The sequence below is a fragment of the Kitasatospora griseola genome (assembly GCF_014648555.1).
Classification (GTDB): Bacteria; Actinomycetota; Actinomycetes; order Streptomycetales; family Streptomycetaceae; genus Kitasatospora; species Kitasatospora griseola.
In genome coordinates, this window is record NZ_BMRI01000012.1 from 1 (window position 1) to 16,397 (window position 16,397).

Here is a 16,397-nt window from a genome sequence, read left to right on the forward strand (position 1 = left end):
GAAGCTAAGCCTCACAGCGCCGATGGTACTGCAGGGGGGACCCTGTGGGAGAGTAGGACGCCGCCGAACAATTTTTCTGGAGAAGCCCCCTGACGGGATGTCAGGGGGCTTTTCTGTTGTAAGGTCAATTCCGCACACTTTGTCGTTGGTACCACAGGAGGCTCCGCACAGTGGAGGTCCAGGAGACGCGCGTCCAGACCGACCGGGTCCTTACGATCCCCAATCTGCTGAGCATGGCTCGGCTGGTGGGCGTACCGATCTTTCTCTGGTTGGTGTTGTGGCCGGTCTTCGGGGGGCCGAAGAATGACGGGTGGGCGATTGTCGTCCTGATGCTGAGTGGGGTCAGCGACTATCTGGACGGGAAGCTGGCTCGGCGGTGGGGGCAGGTAAGCCGGCTGGGGCAGTTGCTGGATCCGGCGGCGGACCGGCTGTACATCGTGTCGACGCTGGTGGGGCTGACGTGGCGGGAGATTCTGCCGTGGTGGCTGACGGCGTTGCTGGTGGCCCGGGAGGCGTTCGTCGGGGTGGTGCTGCTGCGGCTGAACCGGGCGGGTTACGGGCCGTTGAACGTGAGCTTTCTGGGGAAGGCGGCCACGTTCAATCTGATGTACGCGTTTCCGCTTCTGCTGCTGGGGGTCGGCGACGGGTGGGTGCACCAGGTTGCGAAGGTCGTGAGTTGGGCGTTCATCTGGTGGGGGACGACGCTGTACTGGTGGGCCGGCGCCTTGTATGCCGTGCAGGCTCGGCAGATCCTGCAGGCGGAGCGTTCGGCTGCCGTTTGAGATCAGCCTGAGACGTTTCACACGGCCTCCACGGTGAGTCGGATCATTTCTTCCGGGTAGACATGCGTCGGACCGGTTTGATGGACCCGCAGGGGTTCACCACCGCGAAGGAGGACGCACCCGTAATGAAAGCCGTTGTGATGGCGGGCGGGGAGGGCACTCGACTCCGCCCGATGACTTCCAGCATGCCCAAGCCGCTGTTGCCGGTCGCCAATCGGCCGATCATGGAGCACGTGCTGCGGTTGCTGAAGCGGCACGGCCTCACTGACACCGTGGTGACTGTGCAGTTCCTGGCGTCGCTGGTGAAGAACTACTTCGGCGACGGTGAGGAACTGGGGATGCACCTCACCTATGCCAACGAGGAAACACCGCTGGGAACGGCCGGCAGCGTCAAGAACGCCGAGGACGCGCTGCGGGACGATTCGTTTCTGGTGATCTCCGGTGACGCGCTGACCGACTTCGATCTTTCCCGGTTGATTGACTTTCACCGGGAGAAGGGCGCACTGGTGACGGTGTGCCTGACCCGGGTGCCGAATCCGTTGGAATTCGGTATCACCATCACGGACGACGAGGGCAAGGTCGAGCGCTTCCTGGAGAAGCCGACCTGGGGGCAGGTGTTCTCGGACACCGTGAACACCGGTATCTACGTGATGGAGCCGGAGGTCTTCGACTACGTGGCCGCGGGGGAGTCGGTCGACTGGTCGAGCGACGTGTTCCCGCAGTTGCTCAAGGAGGGCAAGCCGGTGTTCGGCTATGTCGCCGAGGGCTACTGGGAGGACGTGGGCACCCACGAGAGCTACCTGAAGGCCCAGGCGGACGTGCTGGAGGGGAAGGTCCAGGTCGAGCTCGACGGGTTCGAGATCTCGCCGGGCGTGTGGGTGGCCGAGGGCGCCGAGGTGGACCCGGAGGCGGTGCTGCGCGGGCCGCTGTACATCGGTGACTACGCCAAGGTCGAGGCCGGCGTGGAACTGCGTGAGCACACCGTGCTGGGCTCGAACGTGGTCGTGAAGCGCGGGGCGTTCCTGCACAAGGCGGTGGTGCACGACAACGTGTATGTGGGGCCGCAGTCGAATCTGCGCGGGTGCGTGGTCGGGAAGAACACCGACGTGATGCAGGCGGCGCGGATCGACGAGGGGGCGGTGATCGGTGACGAGTGCCTGATCGGCGAGGAGTCGATCATCGCGGGCAACGTCCGGGTCTACCCGTTCAAGACGATCGAGGCCGGCGCGTTCGTCAACACCTCGGTGATCTGGGAGTCCCGCGGCCAGGAGCACCTGTTCGGGGTGCGCGGCGTGTCGGGCATCCTGAACGTGGAGATCACGCCGGAGCTGGCGGTGCGGCTGGCGGGGGCGTACGCCACGACGCTGAAGAAGGGCGCCACCGTCACCATCGCGCGAGACCACTCGCGGGGTGCGCGGGCGTTGAAGCGGGCGATGATCTCGGCGCTGCAGACCAGTGCGATCGACGTCCGGGACTTGGAGAACGTGCCGATGCCGGTGGCCCGGCAGGCGACGGCGCGGGGGAGCGCGGGCGGGATCTTCCTGCGGACCACGCCGGGGGTGCCGGACTCGCTGGACATTCTGTTCTTCGACGAGCGCGGCGCGGACCTGTCGCAGGCCGGGCAGCGGAAGCTGGACCGGGTGTACGCGCGGCAGGAGTTCCGACGGGCGTTCCCGGGCGAGATCGGCGACCTACTGCACCCGGCGAGCGTGTTCGACTCGTACGCGACGAACCTGCTGCGGGAGGTGGACACCACCGGGGTGCGGGAGGCCGGGCTGAAGGTGGTGGTGGACGCCGCGCACGGCAGTGCGGGGCTGGTGCTGCCGAGCATCCTGGGCCGGCTCGGGGTGGAGACCCTGACGGTGGCCGGCGGCCTGGACGAGGCGCGGCCGACGGAGGGCGCGGACGAGCGGCGGGCGGCGCTGGCCAGGCTGGGCGAGCTGGTGGCGTCCTCGCGGGCCGCGTTCGGGGTGCGGTTCGACCCGGTCGGTGAGCGGGTGTCCTTCGTGGACGAGCTCGGCCGGGTGATCGAGGACGACCGGGCGCTGCTGGTGCTGCTGGACCTGGTGGCGGCGGAGCGGCGGGCCGGGCAGGTGGCGCTGCCGGTGACGACGACGCGGATCGCCGAGCAGGTGGCGGCGTACCACGGCACCCAGGTGATCTGGACGACGACCTCGCCGGACGACCTGGCGAAGGCCGCGGCGGCGGACGGCACGATCTTCGGCGGCGACGGGCGCGGCGGTTTCGTGGTGCCGGAGTTCTCCGGGGTGCTGGACGGCGCGGCGGCGTTCGTGCGGCTGGTGGGCCTGGTGGCGCGCACGCAGCTGACGTTGAGCCAGATCGACGCGCGGATCCCGCAGGCGCACATCCAGAAGCGGGACATCGCGACGCCGTGGGCCGCCAAGGGCATGGTGATGCGTTCGGTGGTGGAGGCGGCGGGCAACCGCAAGCTGGACACCACGGACGGGGTGCGAGTGGTCGAGGCGGACGGCCGGTGGACGCTGGTCCTGCCGGACCCGGCGGAGGCCGTGACGCACCTGTGGGCGGAGGGCCCGGACGACGAGGCGACGGAGCGGCTGCTGGACGAGTGGGCCGCGGTTGTGGACGGCGCCGGGAGGTAATGCGGAGACGTTAGGTGGGGGCGGGCCTGCGGGTCCGTCCCCTCCGGTCGTTTGTCACGATCGTGTGCCGAAAGGGTCCTGCGGGCCCGGGGGCTGGTCGTGGGCCGCTGTACGGTCGTGAAACGATGTGGCGCATGCCAGCAACGCCGACGCCGAGTGACCCGAACGGGCGGTTCCGCCGTCCGGACGCCTCGATGTCCCTGCTGACCACGGTGATGGACCATTCGCTGGACGACGGGTACGCGGAGGCGGCCCGGGCGCGCGGGGCGGAGGGCCGGTCGCGGCTGCCGGCGACGGCGAAGGGGCGGCTGGTGCTGGCCCTGGGGCTGGCGCTGGCGGCGACGGTGGTGACGGTCGGGGCGGTGAACACCCAGGAGGCGGCGCCGGTCCTGGCGCAGGAGCGGGACGCCCTGGTGAGCCGGGTGAACGACGCCAACAAGGCGGCGGACGCGTTGCAGCGGCAGGTCGAGAAGGACCGTGACAGGGTCGCGGACGCGCAGGCGCAGGCCCTGCAGTCGGGGGACGACGGCGGGGTGGCGCAACTGGCGGCGCAGGCCGGGACCGGGGCGATCACCGGGCCGGGGATCAAGCTGGTGATCGAGGAGGCGTCCGGCGTCGGCTCCGGCGGCAATGTGAGCGACCCGCGGAACGCGGAGGGCTTCGCCAACAAGGGCCGGGTCCAGGACCACGACCTGCAGTACGCGGTGAACGGCCTGTGGCTGGCGGGCGCGGAGGCGGTGTCCGTGAACGGGCAGCGGCTGACGGCGCTGTCGGCGATCCGGGCCGCCGGTGACGCGATCCTGGTGGACAACCGGCCGCTGGTGCCGCCGTACACGCTGCTGGCGATCGGGGACGGGCCGCGGCTGGCACAGGCGTTCCAGGACAACGAGGGCGGCCACTACCTGAAGGTCGTCCAGGACAGCTACGGGATCCGGTCGACGGTGTCCGCGCAGAAGTCGTTGACGCTGCCGGCCGCGCTGGGCGTGACGCTGCGGGTGGCCGGGACGCCGTCGCCGGAGCCTTCGCCCGGGCCGTCGCAGCCGCCCGCGCCGCCGTCGTCGCAGGCCGCGAAGTCGCCGTCCCCGTCGTCGGGGGCGTCGAAGTCCCCGCGTTCGACCGTGAAGTCCACTCCCTCCGGAACAGGAGCAGCTACACCGTGATTGCCGTACTGGGTCTCGTGATCGGCGTGGTCGTCGGCGTGTTCGTGCAGCCGGAGGTGCCGAACGCGGTGGTGCCGTATCTGCCGATCGCGGTGGTGGCGGCGCTGGACGCGGTGTTCGGCGGCGTGCGGGCGATGCTGGACGGGATCTTCGACGACAAGGTCTTCGTGGTGTCGTTCCTTTCGAACGTGGTGGTGGCGGCGCTGATCGTGTTCCTGGGTGACCAGTTGGGCGTGGGTTCGCAGCTGTCCACCGGCGTGGTGGTGGTGCTGGGCATCCGGATCTTCTCGAATGCGGCGGCGATCCGTCGGCACGTGTTCAGGGCTTAGGGGATCGGTTGTGAGCGAGGAGAAGAAGTCGCAGGAGCCGGAGCGGCCGGGCGAGGCGGAGGCCGAGGAGCCGAGGGCGCCGGAGCAGCCGGAGGCCGTCGAGCCCGCGGTCGTGCCGGAGTCGGAGGCCGTCGAGCCGGCGGTGGAGCCCGCGCCGGCGGTCGAGGAGCCGGTGACGGACCGTCAGAGTGCCCCGATACCGGTGGCGTTGCCGTCGGACGGGCGTGAGCGGCTGAAGGCGGCGCTGTGGCCGCCGAGGGTGTCCCGCGGTCAACTGGTGGTGGCGCTGCTGCTGTTCGCGCTGGGGCTGGCGCTGGCGATCCAGGTGCGGTCGACGAACGACCACAGCCAGTTGCGCGGCGCGCGGCAGGAGGACCTGGTGCGGATCCTGGACGAACTGGACGGCCGCCAGCAGCGTCTCCAGTTCGAGAAGACGCAGCTGGAGCAGAACCTGGCGCAGTTGGAGAACTCGTCCAACCAGGCCAAGGAGGCGCAGGAGCAGACCAGGAAGAAGGCGGCCGAGCTGGGCGTGCTGGCGGGGACGGAGAAGGCGGCCGGTCCGGGGATCGTGCTGACGATCGATGATCCCCAAGGGCAGGTGAAGGCGGATATGCTGCTGGACACCCTGCAGGAACTCCGAGCGGCGGGGGCGGAGGCGATTCAGATCAACGACGTGCGCGTGGTGGCCGGGACGTATTTCACCGACAACGCGTCGGGCGGCGGTGTGCGGATCGACGGGAAGAGCGTGTCGCAGCCGTTCCGTTTCACCGTGGTGGGCAACCCGCAGGATCTGACTCCGGCGCTGAACATTCCCGGTGGTGTGGTGCGCAGCTTGGAGAAGCAGCAGGCGCGGGCGACCATCGTCCAGCAGCAGAAGGTGGTGGTGGACGCGTTGGCCACCCCGCGGCCGTTGCAGTACGGCAAGCCGGCGGCGAAGTGACGGGGCGCGCTCCGTACGGTTCGTCAGCTGCGGGTCGCCCCCGGTGGTGGGTGCCCGCAGGGCGTCGGCGACACTGGGTCTTGTCGATCGTCAGTTTCCGGCCGGATGCCGGGCTTACCGCCACACCGAGCCCTGAACCCTGCCCCGCGGGCGGTTCTGTCACACGCAAGGGGATTCGCCCGTGAGTTTTTTCTCGAAGCTTTTCGGCCGTAACAAGAAGGCGGCGGAGGCGCCGACCGCCCAGTACCGGCAGGACGACGCCGGGGTGCCGCCGATGCGTTCGTCGGCGGACGGGCAGCGTCCGCTGTACCGGGAGGACGTGACCCAGGGGGCCGGCGTGCCGACCGGGCAGTTCGACGCGGGTTACGGCGCGTCGGTTGATTCCGCTGGCAACCCGCGCATAGGTTTCCCGTCAGGACCCTCAACCTCCGGTGGAGGGTTTGCCCCGGACACCTACGCCGGGCACCCCCAGTCGGGTGTGCCGCGCCAGGAGGCTGTGAACATGGCTGGCACCAGCCCGTGCCCGCGGTGCGGGAACCAGAACCCGGCGCAGGCCCGGTTCTGCTCGAACTGCGGCACTCAGCTGCGTGGCGGCGGTTTCCCGGAGGGCGCGGCGGAGACCACGTCGACCATTTCGATCTCCGGCATCGAGTCGTACGACCCGACCGCGACGTCGACGGGCGCCACGCCGACCCTGTCGGCCGAGGTGATGGCGGCGATCGACGCGCTGCCGCCGGGCTCGGCGCTGCTGATCGTGCAGCGCGGCCCGAACTCGGGCAGCCGGTTCCTGCTGGACTCGGACGTGACCACGGCGGGTCGGCACCCGCAGGGTGACATCTTCCTGGACGACGTGACGGTGTCGCGTCGGCACGTGGAGTTCCGTCGGCAGCCCGACGGCGGCTTCTCGGTCGCGGACGTGGGCAGCCTGAACGGCACCTACGTGAACCGGGAGCGGATCGACGAGGTGCTGCTGAGCAACGGCGACGAGGTGCAGATCGGTAAGTACCGGCTGGTGTTCTTCGCCAGTCACCACCGGGGGTACTGACCACTTCTCCGTTTGGAGCCCGAGTGACCCCACAGACTCCGACCCCGTCCCTCGGGTCCTCGCCCGTGCCGGCTTCGCGCCGCGCGGGCGAGGCGCGCCGGCGGGGTGACGAACTGCTGTCCATCGGCGCGGTGCTGGCCTTCCTGCGGGACGACTTCCCGGAGGTGACGATCTCGAAGATCCGCTTCCTGGAGGCGGAGGGCCTGGTCGAGCCGCAGCGCACCCCGTCCGGCTACCGGAAGTTCTCGGCGGCGGACGTGGAGCGGCTGGCGTACGTGCTGCGGATGCAGCGCGACCACTATCTGCCGTTGCGGGTGATCCGCGAGCACCTGGACGCGATCGAGCGCGGCGAGCAGCCGCCGGCGCTGCCGGGTGCGGAGGCGCGCCCGGGGCCGCTGGAGGAGGCGGACCGGGAGCTGGCGGGGTCGTCGGCGACGGGCGGGGTGCGCCTCGGCCGGGCCGAGCTGATCGCGGCGGCGGAGGCGCAGGAACGCGAACTCGTCGAGTGGGAGGCGTACGGGCTGGTGCAGCCCGGGCCGGACGGCGGGTACGACGGCGAGGCCCTGCAGATCGCGCGGCTGGTGGCGGAGCTGGGCCGGTTCGGTCTGGAGCCGCGGCACCTGCGGGCGGTGAAGGCGGCCGCGGACCGCGAGGTGTCGCTGGTGGAGCAGGTGGTGGCGCCGCTGCGCCGGCACCGCAATCCGCAGACCCGGGCGCACGCGGAGGCGACGGCCCGGGAGCTGGCGACGCTGTCGGTGCGGTTGCACGCGGCGATGGTCCAGGCGGGGCTGCGGGCGCTGTCCTGAGCCGGCGGCCCGCGATCGGCGTCCGGATCGCGGCGGCCGCTGCCTGCTGCGCTTTCCTATCGGGGGCGCGCGCCATAGGGTTGCTGGTGTGAATGAGCTCGACGTCGTGGGTGTCCGGGTGGAGATGCCCTCCAACCAGCCGATCGTGCTGCTGCGGGAGGTCGGCGGTGACCGCTACCTGCCGATCTGGATCGGGCCGGGGGAAGCCACCGCGATCGCTTTCGCCCAGCAGGGCATGACTCCGGTGCGGCCGCTGACGCACGACCTGTTCAAGGACGTGCTGGAGGCGCTCGGCCAGCAGCTGACCGAGGTGCGGATCAACGACCTGCGGGACGGTGTGTTCTACGCCGACCTGGTGTTCTCGGGCGGCGCCGAGGTCAGTGCGCGCCCCTCGGACGCGATAGCGCTGGCGCTGCGCACCGGCACGCCGATCTTCGGGAGCGAGGAGGTGCTGGCGGAGGCCGGCATCTCGATCCCGGACGAGCAGGAGGACGAGGTCGAGAAGTTCCGGGAGTTCCTGGACCAGGTCTCGCCGGAGGACTTCGGCGGTGGCCCGCAGTAGTCGGCCGTTGTCGTCCCGGCCTGTCGCTGCCCGCACCCGTCCTGTCCCCGTCCCGGGCGACCACCGGTGACCGGTGGCGGACGCTCTGCTAGCGGGGCAGGCCGTGGGCCGCAACTCGGCTGTGGTAGAAATCCATTCCGCTACCCGCACTTGGGGCACGAATAACCACTCGATGGGGTGAAGTTTGTGCGAGGCCCCGGCGTGGCGATCGTTGACGGTGCTCGGGCGACTGCCTACCGTCAGGTGATGGCCCGCCGGACGGGCCGCCCGCAGCCTGGGCCCGCCGGGTCCGTGCGGGGCCATGGGGGCCTTGAGGCGGAATGGACGGAGGTTGGCGATGAGCGGCACCGGCGACGAGACGCGTTCCGGAGCCCTGTGCGCGGTGCACGTGCCGCGCGCCGGCCGCGGTCCGATCGGGCGGCCCTGGCGGCCCGAACCGGACGGTGACGAGCTGCCCCGAGTCGGCCGGTTCCCGGCCGTCCAGCCCGGGCAGCCCGCGATCGAACGGCTCACCCCCACCTCCGCACTGGTCGGCTACCGCGGCCCGACGGCCTGCGCGGCCGCCGGCATCACCTACCGGCAGCTCGACTACTGGGCCCGCACCGGCCTGCTGGAGCCCTCGGTGCGCTCCGGGCACCCGGCCGGTGCGCAGCGGCTGTACAGCTTCCGGGACATCCTCCTGCTGAAGATCGTCAGGCGGCTGCTGGACGCAGGCGTGTCGCTGCAGAACATCCGGGTGGCCGTCACCCACCTGCAGTCCGCCGACCAGGCCGGCCTGACGGGGCTGACCCTGATGTGCGACGGCGCGACCGTCTACGAGTGCACCTCTCCGCAGCAGGTCGTCGACCTGCTCAACGGCGGCCAGGGCGTGTTCGGCATCGCGGTCGGCGCGGTCTGGCAGGAGTTGGAGGCCACGCTCGGCCGGCTGCACGGCGAGCGCACCGACACCGGCGAGACGTTGGTCGGCCACGACCCGGGGGACGAGCTGGCGCAACGCCGCAACCGCGCGGTCTGACCGCCCGCCGACCGGCGGGAACCGGTCGGGCGGGCGGATCGTCAACTCCCCTGTGTGGACGATCATGCAGGGGCTCGGGCGGCGCTGGCGGTGGCTGCTGACGCGGCGGCCGCCCGGCTGGGGCAGCAGACGCGGGCAGCGCCGCTGGTTCCAGGCGCTGGCGGTGTGCGCGGCCCTGGGAGTGACCCCCGACGCCTGGCTGTTCGTGACCCAGGCCCACAAGATCGGCACCGTGCAGAGCGTGCCGGCCGCGCCGGTCGCGGTGGTGTTCGGCGCCGGCCTGATGGACGGCAGACCCTCCCCATACCTGGCGCACCGGCTGGACGCCGCGCTGGAGCTGTACCGGGCGCACAAGGTGCAGGCGATCCTGGTGACCGGCGACAACGGCACCCGTGAGTACGACGAGACCGACGCGATGCGGGCGTACCTGATCGAACGCGGGGTGCCCGGGGTGCGGGTGGTCGGCGACTACGCGGGCTTCGACACCTGGGACTCCTGCACCCGCGCGCACCGCGTGTTCGGCGTCGACAGGGCCGTGCTGATCAGTCAGACCTTCCACGTGCGCCGGGCGTTGGCGCTGTGCCGGGCGGCCGGGATCGACGCGTCCGGCGTCGGCGTGGAGGAGTGGCACGACACCACCTGGCACTACGGCGAGGTGCGGGAGATCGGCAGCGCGGCGAAAGCCTTCCTGAACGTGGTGGTGCGACCCGACCCGACGTTCCTCGGCCGGCACGAGGACGGGGTGGCGAAGGCGCTGGCGGACGCGGCGCGAGGCTAGGGCCGGGATTGTCGGTGGTGCGCGGGATGATCGAGCAGTGCGATCCGTGCCGAGCATCATCCATCTCGACATGGACGCCTTCTTCGCGGCGGTGGAGCAGGCGTCCAAACCGAGCCTGCGCGGGAAGCCCGTCATCGTCGGCGGCCTCGGCGGGCGCGGCGTGGTCTCCACCGCCTCCTACGAGGCCCGGAGGTTCGGCGTGCACTCGGCGATGCCGATGGCGCAGGCCCGGCGGCTCTGCCCGAACGCGGCGTTCCTGACCGGCCGGTTCGAGGCGTACCGGGCCAACAGCGAGATCGTCATGAGCCTGCTGCGGGAGCGGTCCCCGCTGGTCGAACCGCTCAGCCTGGACGAGGCGTTCGTCGACCTGGAAGCCGGGCCGTACGGGCCGGCGCTGGCCGCCGCGACGCCCGCCGAGGGTGCGCAGCTGGTGCTGGCGCTCGCCGAGGACCTGCGGGCGGACATCGTGGAGCGCACCGGGCTGACCGCCTCGGTCGGCGCCGCCGCGTCCAAGCTGATGGCGAAGATCGCCTCCGAGCAGGCCAAACCCGACGGGCTGGTGCTGATCGAACCCGGCTCCGAGAAGTCCGTGCTCGCCCCGATGCCGGTGCGCGCGCTGCCCGGCATCGGGCCGGCCACCGAGCAGGCGCTGCGCCGGGCCGGGCTGACGAGCGTCGCGGACCTGGCGGAGGCCGGGTTCGAGGAACTGGTCGGACTGCTGGGGAAGGCGCACGGCGCGGGCGTCTTCCAGATGGCGATCGGGTGGGACGAGCGGCCGGTGGTGCCGGACCGGGACGCCAAGTCGGTCTCGGTGGAGGACACCTTCGAGGTCGACCTCGCCGACCGGGACCGCATCCTGCGCGAGATCGACCACCTGGCGGCGCGGTGCGTACGACGGCTGCGCGCGGCCGGGCGCTCCGGGCGGACGGTGGTGCTGAAGGTCCGGCGGTTCGACTTCTCGACGCTGACCCGGTCGGAGACGCTGGGCGGGCCGACGGACGAGCCCGAGGTGATCGCCGCGACGGCGCGGCGGCTGGCGATGCAGGTGGACACCACGGGCGGGGTTCGGCTGCTGGGGGTGGGGGTCACGCAGCTCGCGGACTACACGCAGGAGGACCTGTTCGCGCAGCTGGAGCGGGAGGAGAAGGGGGAGGCGGACGGAGAAGGAGAAGGGGAGGGGGAGGACGGGACCGAGGAGGCGGAGGCGGTTCCCGGGGAGCCTGCTGTTCGGCGGTGGTGGCCGGGGCAGGACGTGACGCATCGTGAGTTCGGGCCGGGGTGGGTGCAGGGGAGCGGGGTCGGCCGGGTGACGGTGCGGTTCGAGACGCCGTACTCGGAACGGCCGGGGCGGGTGCGGACGTTCGCGGTGGACGACGAGGAACTGGCGGCTTCGGGGGCGCTCCCGCTCAGGCCTCCGGCGGGTGAGGGGTGAGCCGCCTGCTCCGGGCGGCTTCGGGGGCGGGGGCGGGGTGGCGGTGGGGGGCTGGGCGCGCAGTTCCTCGCGCCCCCGGTTTCGTACCCGCTCGCCTGGAAATGACGGACACCCCCCGCCGATGCCCGTGGCGGGGGGTGTCCGTGGTGACTCGCGTGTGTCCAGTACGCGAGGGGACGCCGTCAGGCGTCGGTCTTGGCGAGGGCCGGGGTGGGCTGCTCGGCGGGGGTGGTGGCGGGGATGGTGCGGCGGATGGCGAAGGGGACGACTGCGGCGACCAGGCACATGGCTCCGGCGACCCAGAACGCGTTCTGGTACGCGTTCAGGGTGGGGAGGTGCACCGGGATGGGGAGCTTGAGGGTGTCGCCGGTGAGGATCGCGGCCATCACGGCGGTGCCGATGGCGCCGCCGACGGTGCGCAGGACGGCGTTCATGCCGTTGGCGATGCCGGACTGCTCGGCGGGGACGGCGCCGTTGATGTAGGCGGGCATGGCGGCGTAGGCCAGGCCGACGCCGAGGCCGAAGACGGCGGAGGAGAAGTAGATGTCGAACTCGGCGCTGTGGCGCAGGGCCAGGTAGGCCATGGCGACGGCGCCGAGCAGGCCGCCGAGGACCAGCGGGAGGCGGGGGCCGCGGCGGGCGATGAGCAGGGCGCCGACGGGGGCGGCGACCATGGAGCCGATCGCGGAGGGCAGCAGCATGATGCCGGCGTGCAGGACGGTGGCGGTGAAGCCGTAGTGGGTGAGCTTCTCCGGGGTCTGCGCGAAGTTGCTGATCACCATGAACGAGCCGTACATGCCGAAGCCGATGAGCAGGCCGGAGACGTTGGTGAAGGCGACGGCGGGGCGGGCCATCATCTTCAGGTCGACCAGCGGGTGGGCGACCTTGGACTCGACCAGCAGCCAGATGAGGGCGACGACGGCGGCGACGGCGAACAGGCCGAGGGTGCGGGTGGAGCCCCAGCCCCATTCGTTGCCGCGGCTGACGGCGATCAGCAGGGCGGACAGCCAGCCGGCCAGGGTGAGCGCGCCGAGCGGGTCGGCGCCGCCGTTCTTGTCGACGACCGGGTCGCTGGGCACCCGCAGGACCACCAGCGCGACGGCGGCCAGACCGAAGACCAGGCCCATCCAGAAGATCGACTTGTAGTCCCAGTGCTCCAGCAGCAGGCCGGTGGCGACCAGGCCGAGGCCGGAGCCGACGCCCATCGAGGCGGAGATGGCGGCGACGCCGGCGGTGACCTTCTGCTTCGGCAGTTCGTCACGGACGATGGCGATCGCCAGCGGCAGCACGCCGCCGCCCGCGCCCTGGAGCACCCGGGCGACGACCAGCAGGCCGAAGGAGTGGGTGCAGACCGCGAGGCCGGAGCCGAGCACCAGGCCGGCCAGCGAGATCAGCAGCACGGGCTTGCGGCCGCGCAGGTCGCCGAAGCGGCCCAGCAGCGGGGTGAGGACCGCCGCGGAGAGCAGGTTGGCCGTCATCAGCCAGGTGATGTCGGAGCCCGACACCTTCAGCTCGGCGGCCAGGCTCGGAAGGATCGGGACGACCGCGGTCTGGACCACGCTGTAGGCCAGCATGGCGAGGATCAGCGCGGGCAGGACCCTGGCGCTGGTGGGCTTGGCGGCCGCGGCGGTGGGCTGTGGTGCCTCACTCACGGGAAATCCTCCGGTTGCTTCATACGGCGATAGTGCAGGAACTGAAGTAACGATCCAGGGAGATGCTTCAATCTGTCAAATATCTAATGGTGAAGCTTTGGCAAAGTCGAAGCCCCGGCCCGCCGAGGCGGACCGGGGCCGGGAGTTGGCGAACCGTCAGACCGGAGAGGTCGCCGGGGACGACGGCTGCGCGTTCCACGGCGGCTGCTGCTGCGCGGCCGCGCCGTCCGCGATGACGTCCGCGCCGTCGGTCGCGCCGTGCACCTGCACCTGCTCGCGGCGCAGCTCCTCGCGGATCACCTGCTCCTCGGTGTACCGCTCCACCACCAGCCGCACCCGCTCCACCGGGACCAGGTACTTGCGGACCACCGGACGCTCCTCGCGCAGCGTCACCTCCTCCATCGCCTCGGCGATCTCCTGGTCGCTCAGCGCCTCCCGCTCCGCGTCCGACACCGGGATCCGCTCCACCCGCACCCGTTCCCGCACCACCGGCACCCGCCGCTCCACCACCTCGGTGGTCACGTACTTGCGCAGCCGGGTGGTGCCGGTGTTGTGCCACTGGGTGGTGATGTCCAGGCGCTCCTCGCGGCAGGTGATCTCCAGCGCCTTCTGCCGGTCCGCCCGGGCGGCGGGCGGCTCGACGGGCCGGGCCGCGGGCCGTTCGGGGATCGGGTCGGGCCGAGTGAAGCCCAGGGGCGCGGGGGCCGGGCCCTGGACCGGGCCGGGGGAGGAGGCGACCTCGCCGAAGTCGCGGTCGGCCACCTGCTCCGAGTGCACCTTCGGGGCCGGCTCCGGGGCGGGCTCGGCGATGAACCGGACGGACGGCTCCTCGTCGCCCGAGGTGTTCAGTCCGTAGTAGCGGTACAGCTCCAGCTCCTGCTCCGGGGAGAGGTGCTGGCCCACGCCGAAGTCCGGGGACTCCTTGATCAGCGACTTGTCGTACGGGACGTGCAGCTCGTCGCCGGAGAACTCGCTGGTGGCCAGCGGGACGAAGGCGTCCCGGCCGAAGATCCCGGTCCGGACGGCCGCCCACTCCGGTTCGCCGGTGGCGTCGTCCAGGTAGACCTCGTCGACCGTGCCGATCTTGTCACCGTTCCGGTCGACCGCCTTGTGTCCGATCAGATCGCGCGGATCGATATCGGTCTGCACGCTGTCCTCCCGCCGCTGCTCCTGGGGGACCCGTCGGGGGAGCGGCCGGAGGAGCGTGCCGGGCCGCTATTCCACACCAAAAGCCACGTAACGGACGGTGTCGTCCCGGGTGCCGCCGTCCGGGGTCGATCGCAGGGCCGTCACGGTGATCGACCAGGTCGGCGCTGGTACCCTGGGCGGCGACCGCCGAGCCCGCTCGGGAGAGTCCCGGCCCCTGATCAAGGGGGTTGCGGGACGCCGAAGGAGCAACCCCTCCCCGGAATCTCTCAGGCATCCGTACCGAGTGGGACCAGGTCACTCTGGAAAGCAGGGCAGGACCGTCGGCACCGAAGCCATCGGACGCTGCCCTCGCCGACGGTGCAAGCCGACCGGGGCACCACCCGGGCGCGCGAAGCTCTCAGGTACCGATGACAGAGGGGGAGGCTGACGGGTTCGTGCGCCCCGACGCTCCCACAGCGGCCGGCCGGCGTGCGTACCACCGCCGGTCCGCGACCAGGAGGCCCGACCCCCATGAACGCCCAGCCGACGCTCACCGAGCTTGAGCAGGCCAGCCCCTTCGAGCACCGCCACATCGGCCCCGACAGCGACGCCCAGCAGAAGATGCTGGCCCAGGTCGGCTACACCTCGCTGGACGAACTGTCCGACGCGGCCGTGCCCGACGCCATCCGCAGCCTCACCGCGCTCGGCCTGCCCGCCGGCCGCAGCGAGGCCCAGGTGCTCGCCGAGCTGCGCGAGCTCGCCGGCCGCAACCAGGTCCTCACCTCGATGATCGGCCTCGGCTACTACGGCACCTTCACCCCGCCGGTCATCCTGCGCAACGTCCTTGAGAACCCCGCCTGGTACACCGCGTACACCCCGTACCAGCCGGAGATCTCGCAGGGCCGCCTGGAAGCCCTGCTCAACTTCCAGACCATGGTCGCCGACCTGACCGGCCTGGCCACCTCCGGCTCCTCGCTGCTCGACGAAGGCACCGCCGCCGCCGAGGCGATGGCCCTGGCCCGGCGCGTCACCAAGGTCAAGGGCGGCGTCTTCCTGGTCGACGCCGACACCCTGCCGCAGACCCTCGCCGTGATCCAGACCCGCGCCGAGCCGACCGGCGTCGAGGTCGTCACCGCCGACCTGTCGAACGGCATCCCCGCCGAGATCGCCGAGCGCGGCGTCTTCGGCGTGCTGATCCAGTACCCGGGCGCGTCCGGCGCGGTCCGGGAGATCAAGCCCGTCATCGAGCAGGCCCACCAGCTCGGCGCGATCGTCGCCGTCGCCGCCGACCTGCTCGCCCTCACCCTGCTGCGCTCGCCCGGCGAGCTCGGCGCCGACATCGCCTGCGGCACCTCGCAGCGCTTCGGCGTCCCGATGGGCTTCGGCGGCCCGCACGCCGGCTACCTCGCCGTCCGCGCCGAGTACGCCCGCAACCTGCCCGGCCGCCTGGTCGGCGTCTCCGTCGACGCCGACGGCAACCGCGCCTACCGGCTCGCCCTGCAGACCCGCGAGCAGCACATCCGCCGCGAGAAGGCCACCTCCAACATCTGCACCGCGCAGGTGCTGCTCGCCGTGATGGCCTCCATGTACGCCGTCTACCACGGCCCCGACGGCCTCGCCGACATCGCCCGCCGCACCCACCGCTACGCCGCCGCGCTCGCCGCCGGCCTGCGCGCGGGCGGCGTCGAGCTCGCCCACGACGCGTTCTTCGACACCGTCACCGCCGTGGTGCCGGGCCGCGCCGACGAGGTCGTGGCCGCCGCCCTGGCCGGTGGCGTGAACGTGCACCGGGTGGACGCCGACCAGGTGTCGGTCTCGTGCGACGAGACCACCACCCGTGAGCACCTGGCGGCCGTGTTCGCCGCGTTCGGGATCTCCGCGGAGATCGCCGAGGACGCCGACGCGCTGCCCGCCGCGCTGCTGCGCGAGGACGAGTACCTCACCCACCCGGTGTTCCACAGCCACCGCTCCGAGACCGCCATGCTGCGCTACCTGCGCCGCCTGTCGGACCGGGACTACGCGCTCGACCGCGGCATGATCCCGCTGGGCTCCTGCACCATGAAGCTCAACGCGACCACCGAGATGGAGCCGATCACCTGGCCCGAGTTCGGGCAGCTGCACCCGTTCGCGCCGGTCGACCAGGCCGA

14 protein-coding genes, 1 rRNA gene and 2 riboswitches are annotated in these 16,397 nt (G+C 71.6%); of the genes, 13 read left to right on the plus strand and 2 right to left on the minus strand.

What is annotated here, in order from left to right:
- From rrf to IEZ12_RS17145, 12 genes are all read left to right on the plus strand, one after another.
- Positions 1-69, plus strand: a 5S ribosomal RNA gene (rrf, locus tag IEZ12_RS40805); the annotation flags it as partial.
- A gap of 101 nt (positions 70-170) precedes the next feature.
- On the plus strand, positions 171-782 hold the full coding sequence (gene clsA / locus IEZ12_RS17095; protein WP_189272793.1) for a cardiolipin synthase ClsA: 612 nt from the start codon (positions 171-173) through the stop codon (positions 780-782).
- 125 nt (positions 783-907) lie between these two features.
- Positions 908-3,403, plus strand: a complete 2,496-nt coding sequence (locus IEZ12_RS17100; protein WP_189272794.1) for a mannose-1-phosphate guanyltransferase — start codon at positions 908-910, stop codon at positions 3,401-3,403.
- A 125-nt stretch (positions 3,404-3,528) separates the two neighbouring features.
- Complete coding sequence (locus IEZ12_RS17105; RefSeq protein ID WP_189272795.1) at positions 3,529-4,563, plus strand: DUF881 domain-containing protein; 1,035 nt, start codon at positions 3,529-3,531, stop codon at positions 4,561-4,563.
- On the plus strand, positions 4,560-4,892 hold the full coding sequence (locus IEZ12_RS17110) for a small basic family protein (RefSeq protein ID WP_043908904.1): 333 nt from the start codon (positions 4,560-4,562) through the stop codon (positions 4,890-4,892). Before IEZ12_RS17105 ends, IEZ12_RS17110 begins: the two co-directional genes overlap by 4 nt.
- Complete coding sequence (locus IEZ12_RS17115; protein WP_189272796.1) at positions 4,855-5,832, plus strand: DUF881 domain-containing protein; 978 nt, start codon at positions 4,855-4,857, stop codon at positions 5,830-5,832. The genes IEZ12_RS17110 and IEZ12_RS17115 overlap by 38 nt, the downstream gene beginning before the upstream one ends.
- Positions 5,833-6,013: 181 nt before the next feature.
- Positions 6,014-6,877, plus strand: a complete 864-nt coding sequence (locus IEZ12_RS17120) for a double zinc ribbon and FHA domain-containing protein (RefSeq protein ID WP_083462090.1) — start codon at positions 6,014-6,016, stop codon at positions 6,875-6,877.
- A 65-nt stretch (positions 6,878-6,942) separates the two neighbouring features.
- Positions 6,943-7,683, plus strand: a complete 741-nt coding sequence (ftsR, locus tag IEZ12_RS17125) for a transcriptional regulator FtsR (RefSeq protein ID WP_043908897.1) — start codon at positions 6,943-6,945, stop codon at positions 7,681-7,683.
- 88 nt (positions 7,684-7,771) lie between these two features.
- A complete protein-coding gene (locus IEZ12_RS17130) occupies positions 7,772-8,245 on the plus strand; it encodes a bifunctional nuclease family protein (protein WP_043908895.1) in 474 nt (157 codons plus the stop codon).
- Between the two features lie 337 nt (positions 8,246-8,582).
- Complete coding sequence (locus IEZ12_RS17135; RefSeq protein ID WP_189272797.1) at positions 8,583-9,260, plus strand: MerR family transcriptional regulator; 678 nt, start codon at positions 8,583-8,585, stop codon at positions 9,258-9,260.
- Between the two features lie 64 nt (positions 9,261-9,324).
- Positions 9,325-10,038 (plus strand): SanA/YdcF family protein, encoded by a 714-nt coding sequence (locus tag IEZ12_RS17140; protein WP_189272798.1) that lies wholly within the window; start codon positions 9,325-9,327, stop codon positions 10,036-10,038.
- 37 nt (positions 10,039-10,075) lie between these two features.
- Positions 10,076-11,470 carry a DNA polymerase IV gene (locus IEZ12_RS17145; protein ID WP_189272799.1) on the plus strand — a complete coding sequence of 465 codons (1,395 nt, stop codon included), beginning with the start codon at positions 10,076-10,078 and terminating at the stop codon, positions 11,468-11,470.
- A 182-nt stretch (positions 11,471-11,652) separates the two neighbouring features.
- On the opposite strand, the gene IEZ12_RS17150 is transcribed toward IEZ12_RS17145, so the two are convergent.
- Complete coding sequence (locus tag IEZ12_RS17150; RefSeq protein WP_189272800.1) at positions 11,653-13,122, minus strand: MFS transporter; 1,470 nt, start codon at positions 13,120-13,122, stop codon at positions 11,653-11,655.
- 156 nt (positions 13,123-13,278) lie between these two features.
- Positions 13,279-14,271, minus strand: coding sequence for a PRC and DUF2382 domain-containing protein (locus IEZ12_RS17155; protein ID WP_189272801.1), 993 nt, complete (start codon positions 14,269-14,271; stop codon positions 13,279-13,281).
- Positions 14,272-14,458: 187 nt separating this feature from the next.
- Positions 14,459-14,563: riboswitch (glycine riboswitch) on the plus strand.
- 2 nt (positions 14,564-14,565) lie between these two features.
- Positions 14,566-14,692, plus strand: a riboswitch (glycine riboswitch).
- An 89-nt stretch (positions 14,693-14,781) separates the two neighbouring features.
- Here IEZ12_RS17155 and gcvPA point away from each other — a divergent pair.
- Positions 14,782-16,397, plus strand: a 1,616-nt coding sequence (gene gcvPA, locus IEZ12_RS38530; protein WP_229847618.1) for an aminomethyl-transferring glycine dehydrogenase subunit GcvPA, incomplete at its 3' end; no start/stop codon positions are given.

Bases quoted from the DNA above. Each gene is read 5' to 3' on its own strand.
- IEZ12_RS17100 (WP_189272794.1), top strand. From the start codon at position 908: ATGAAAGCCGTTGTGATGGCGGGCGGGGAGGGCACTCGACTCCGCCCG.
- IEZ12_RS17105 (WP_189272795.1), top strand. From the start codon at position 3,529: ATGTGGCGCATGCCAGCAACGCCGACGCCGAGTGACCCGAACGGGCGG.
- IEZ12_RS17115 (WP_189272796.1), top strand. From the start codon at position 4,855: ATGCGGCGGCGATCCGTCGGCACGTGTTCAGGGCTTAGGGGATCGGTT.
- IEZ12_RS17135 (WP_189272797.1), top strand. From the start codon at position 8,583: ATGAGCGGCACCGGCGACGAGACGCGTTCCGGAGCCCTGTGCGCGGTG.
- IEZ12_RS17140 (WP_189272798.1), top strand. From the start codon at position 9,325: ATGCAGGGGCTCGGGCGGCGCTGGCGGTGGCTGCTGACGCGGCGGCCG.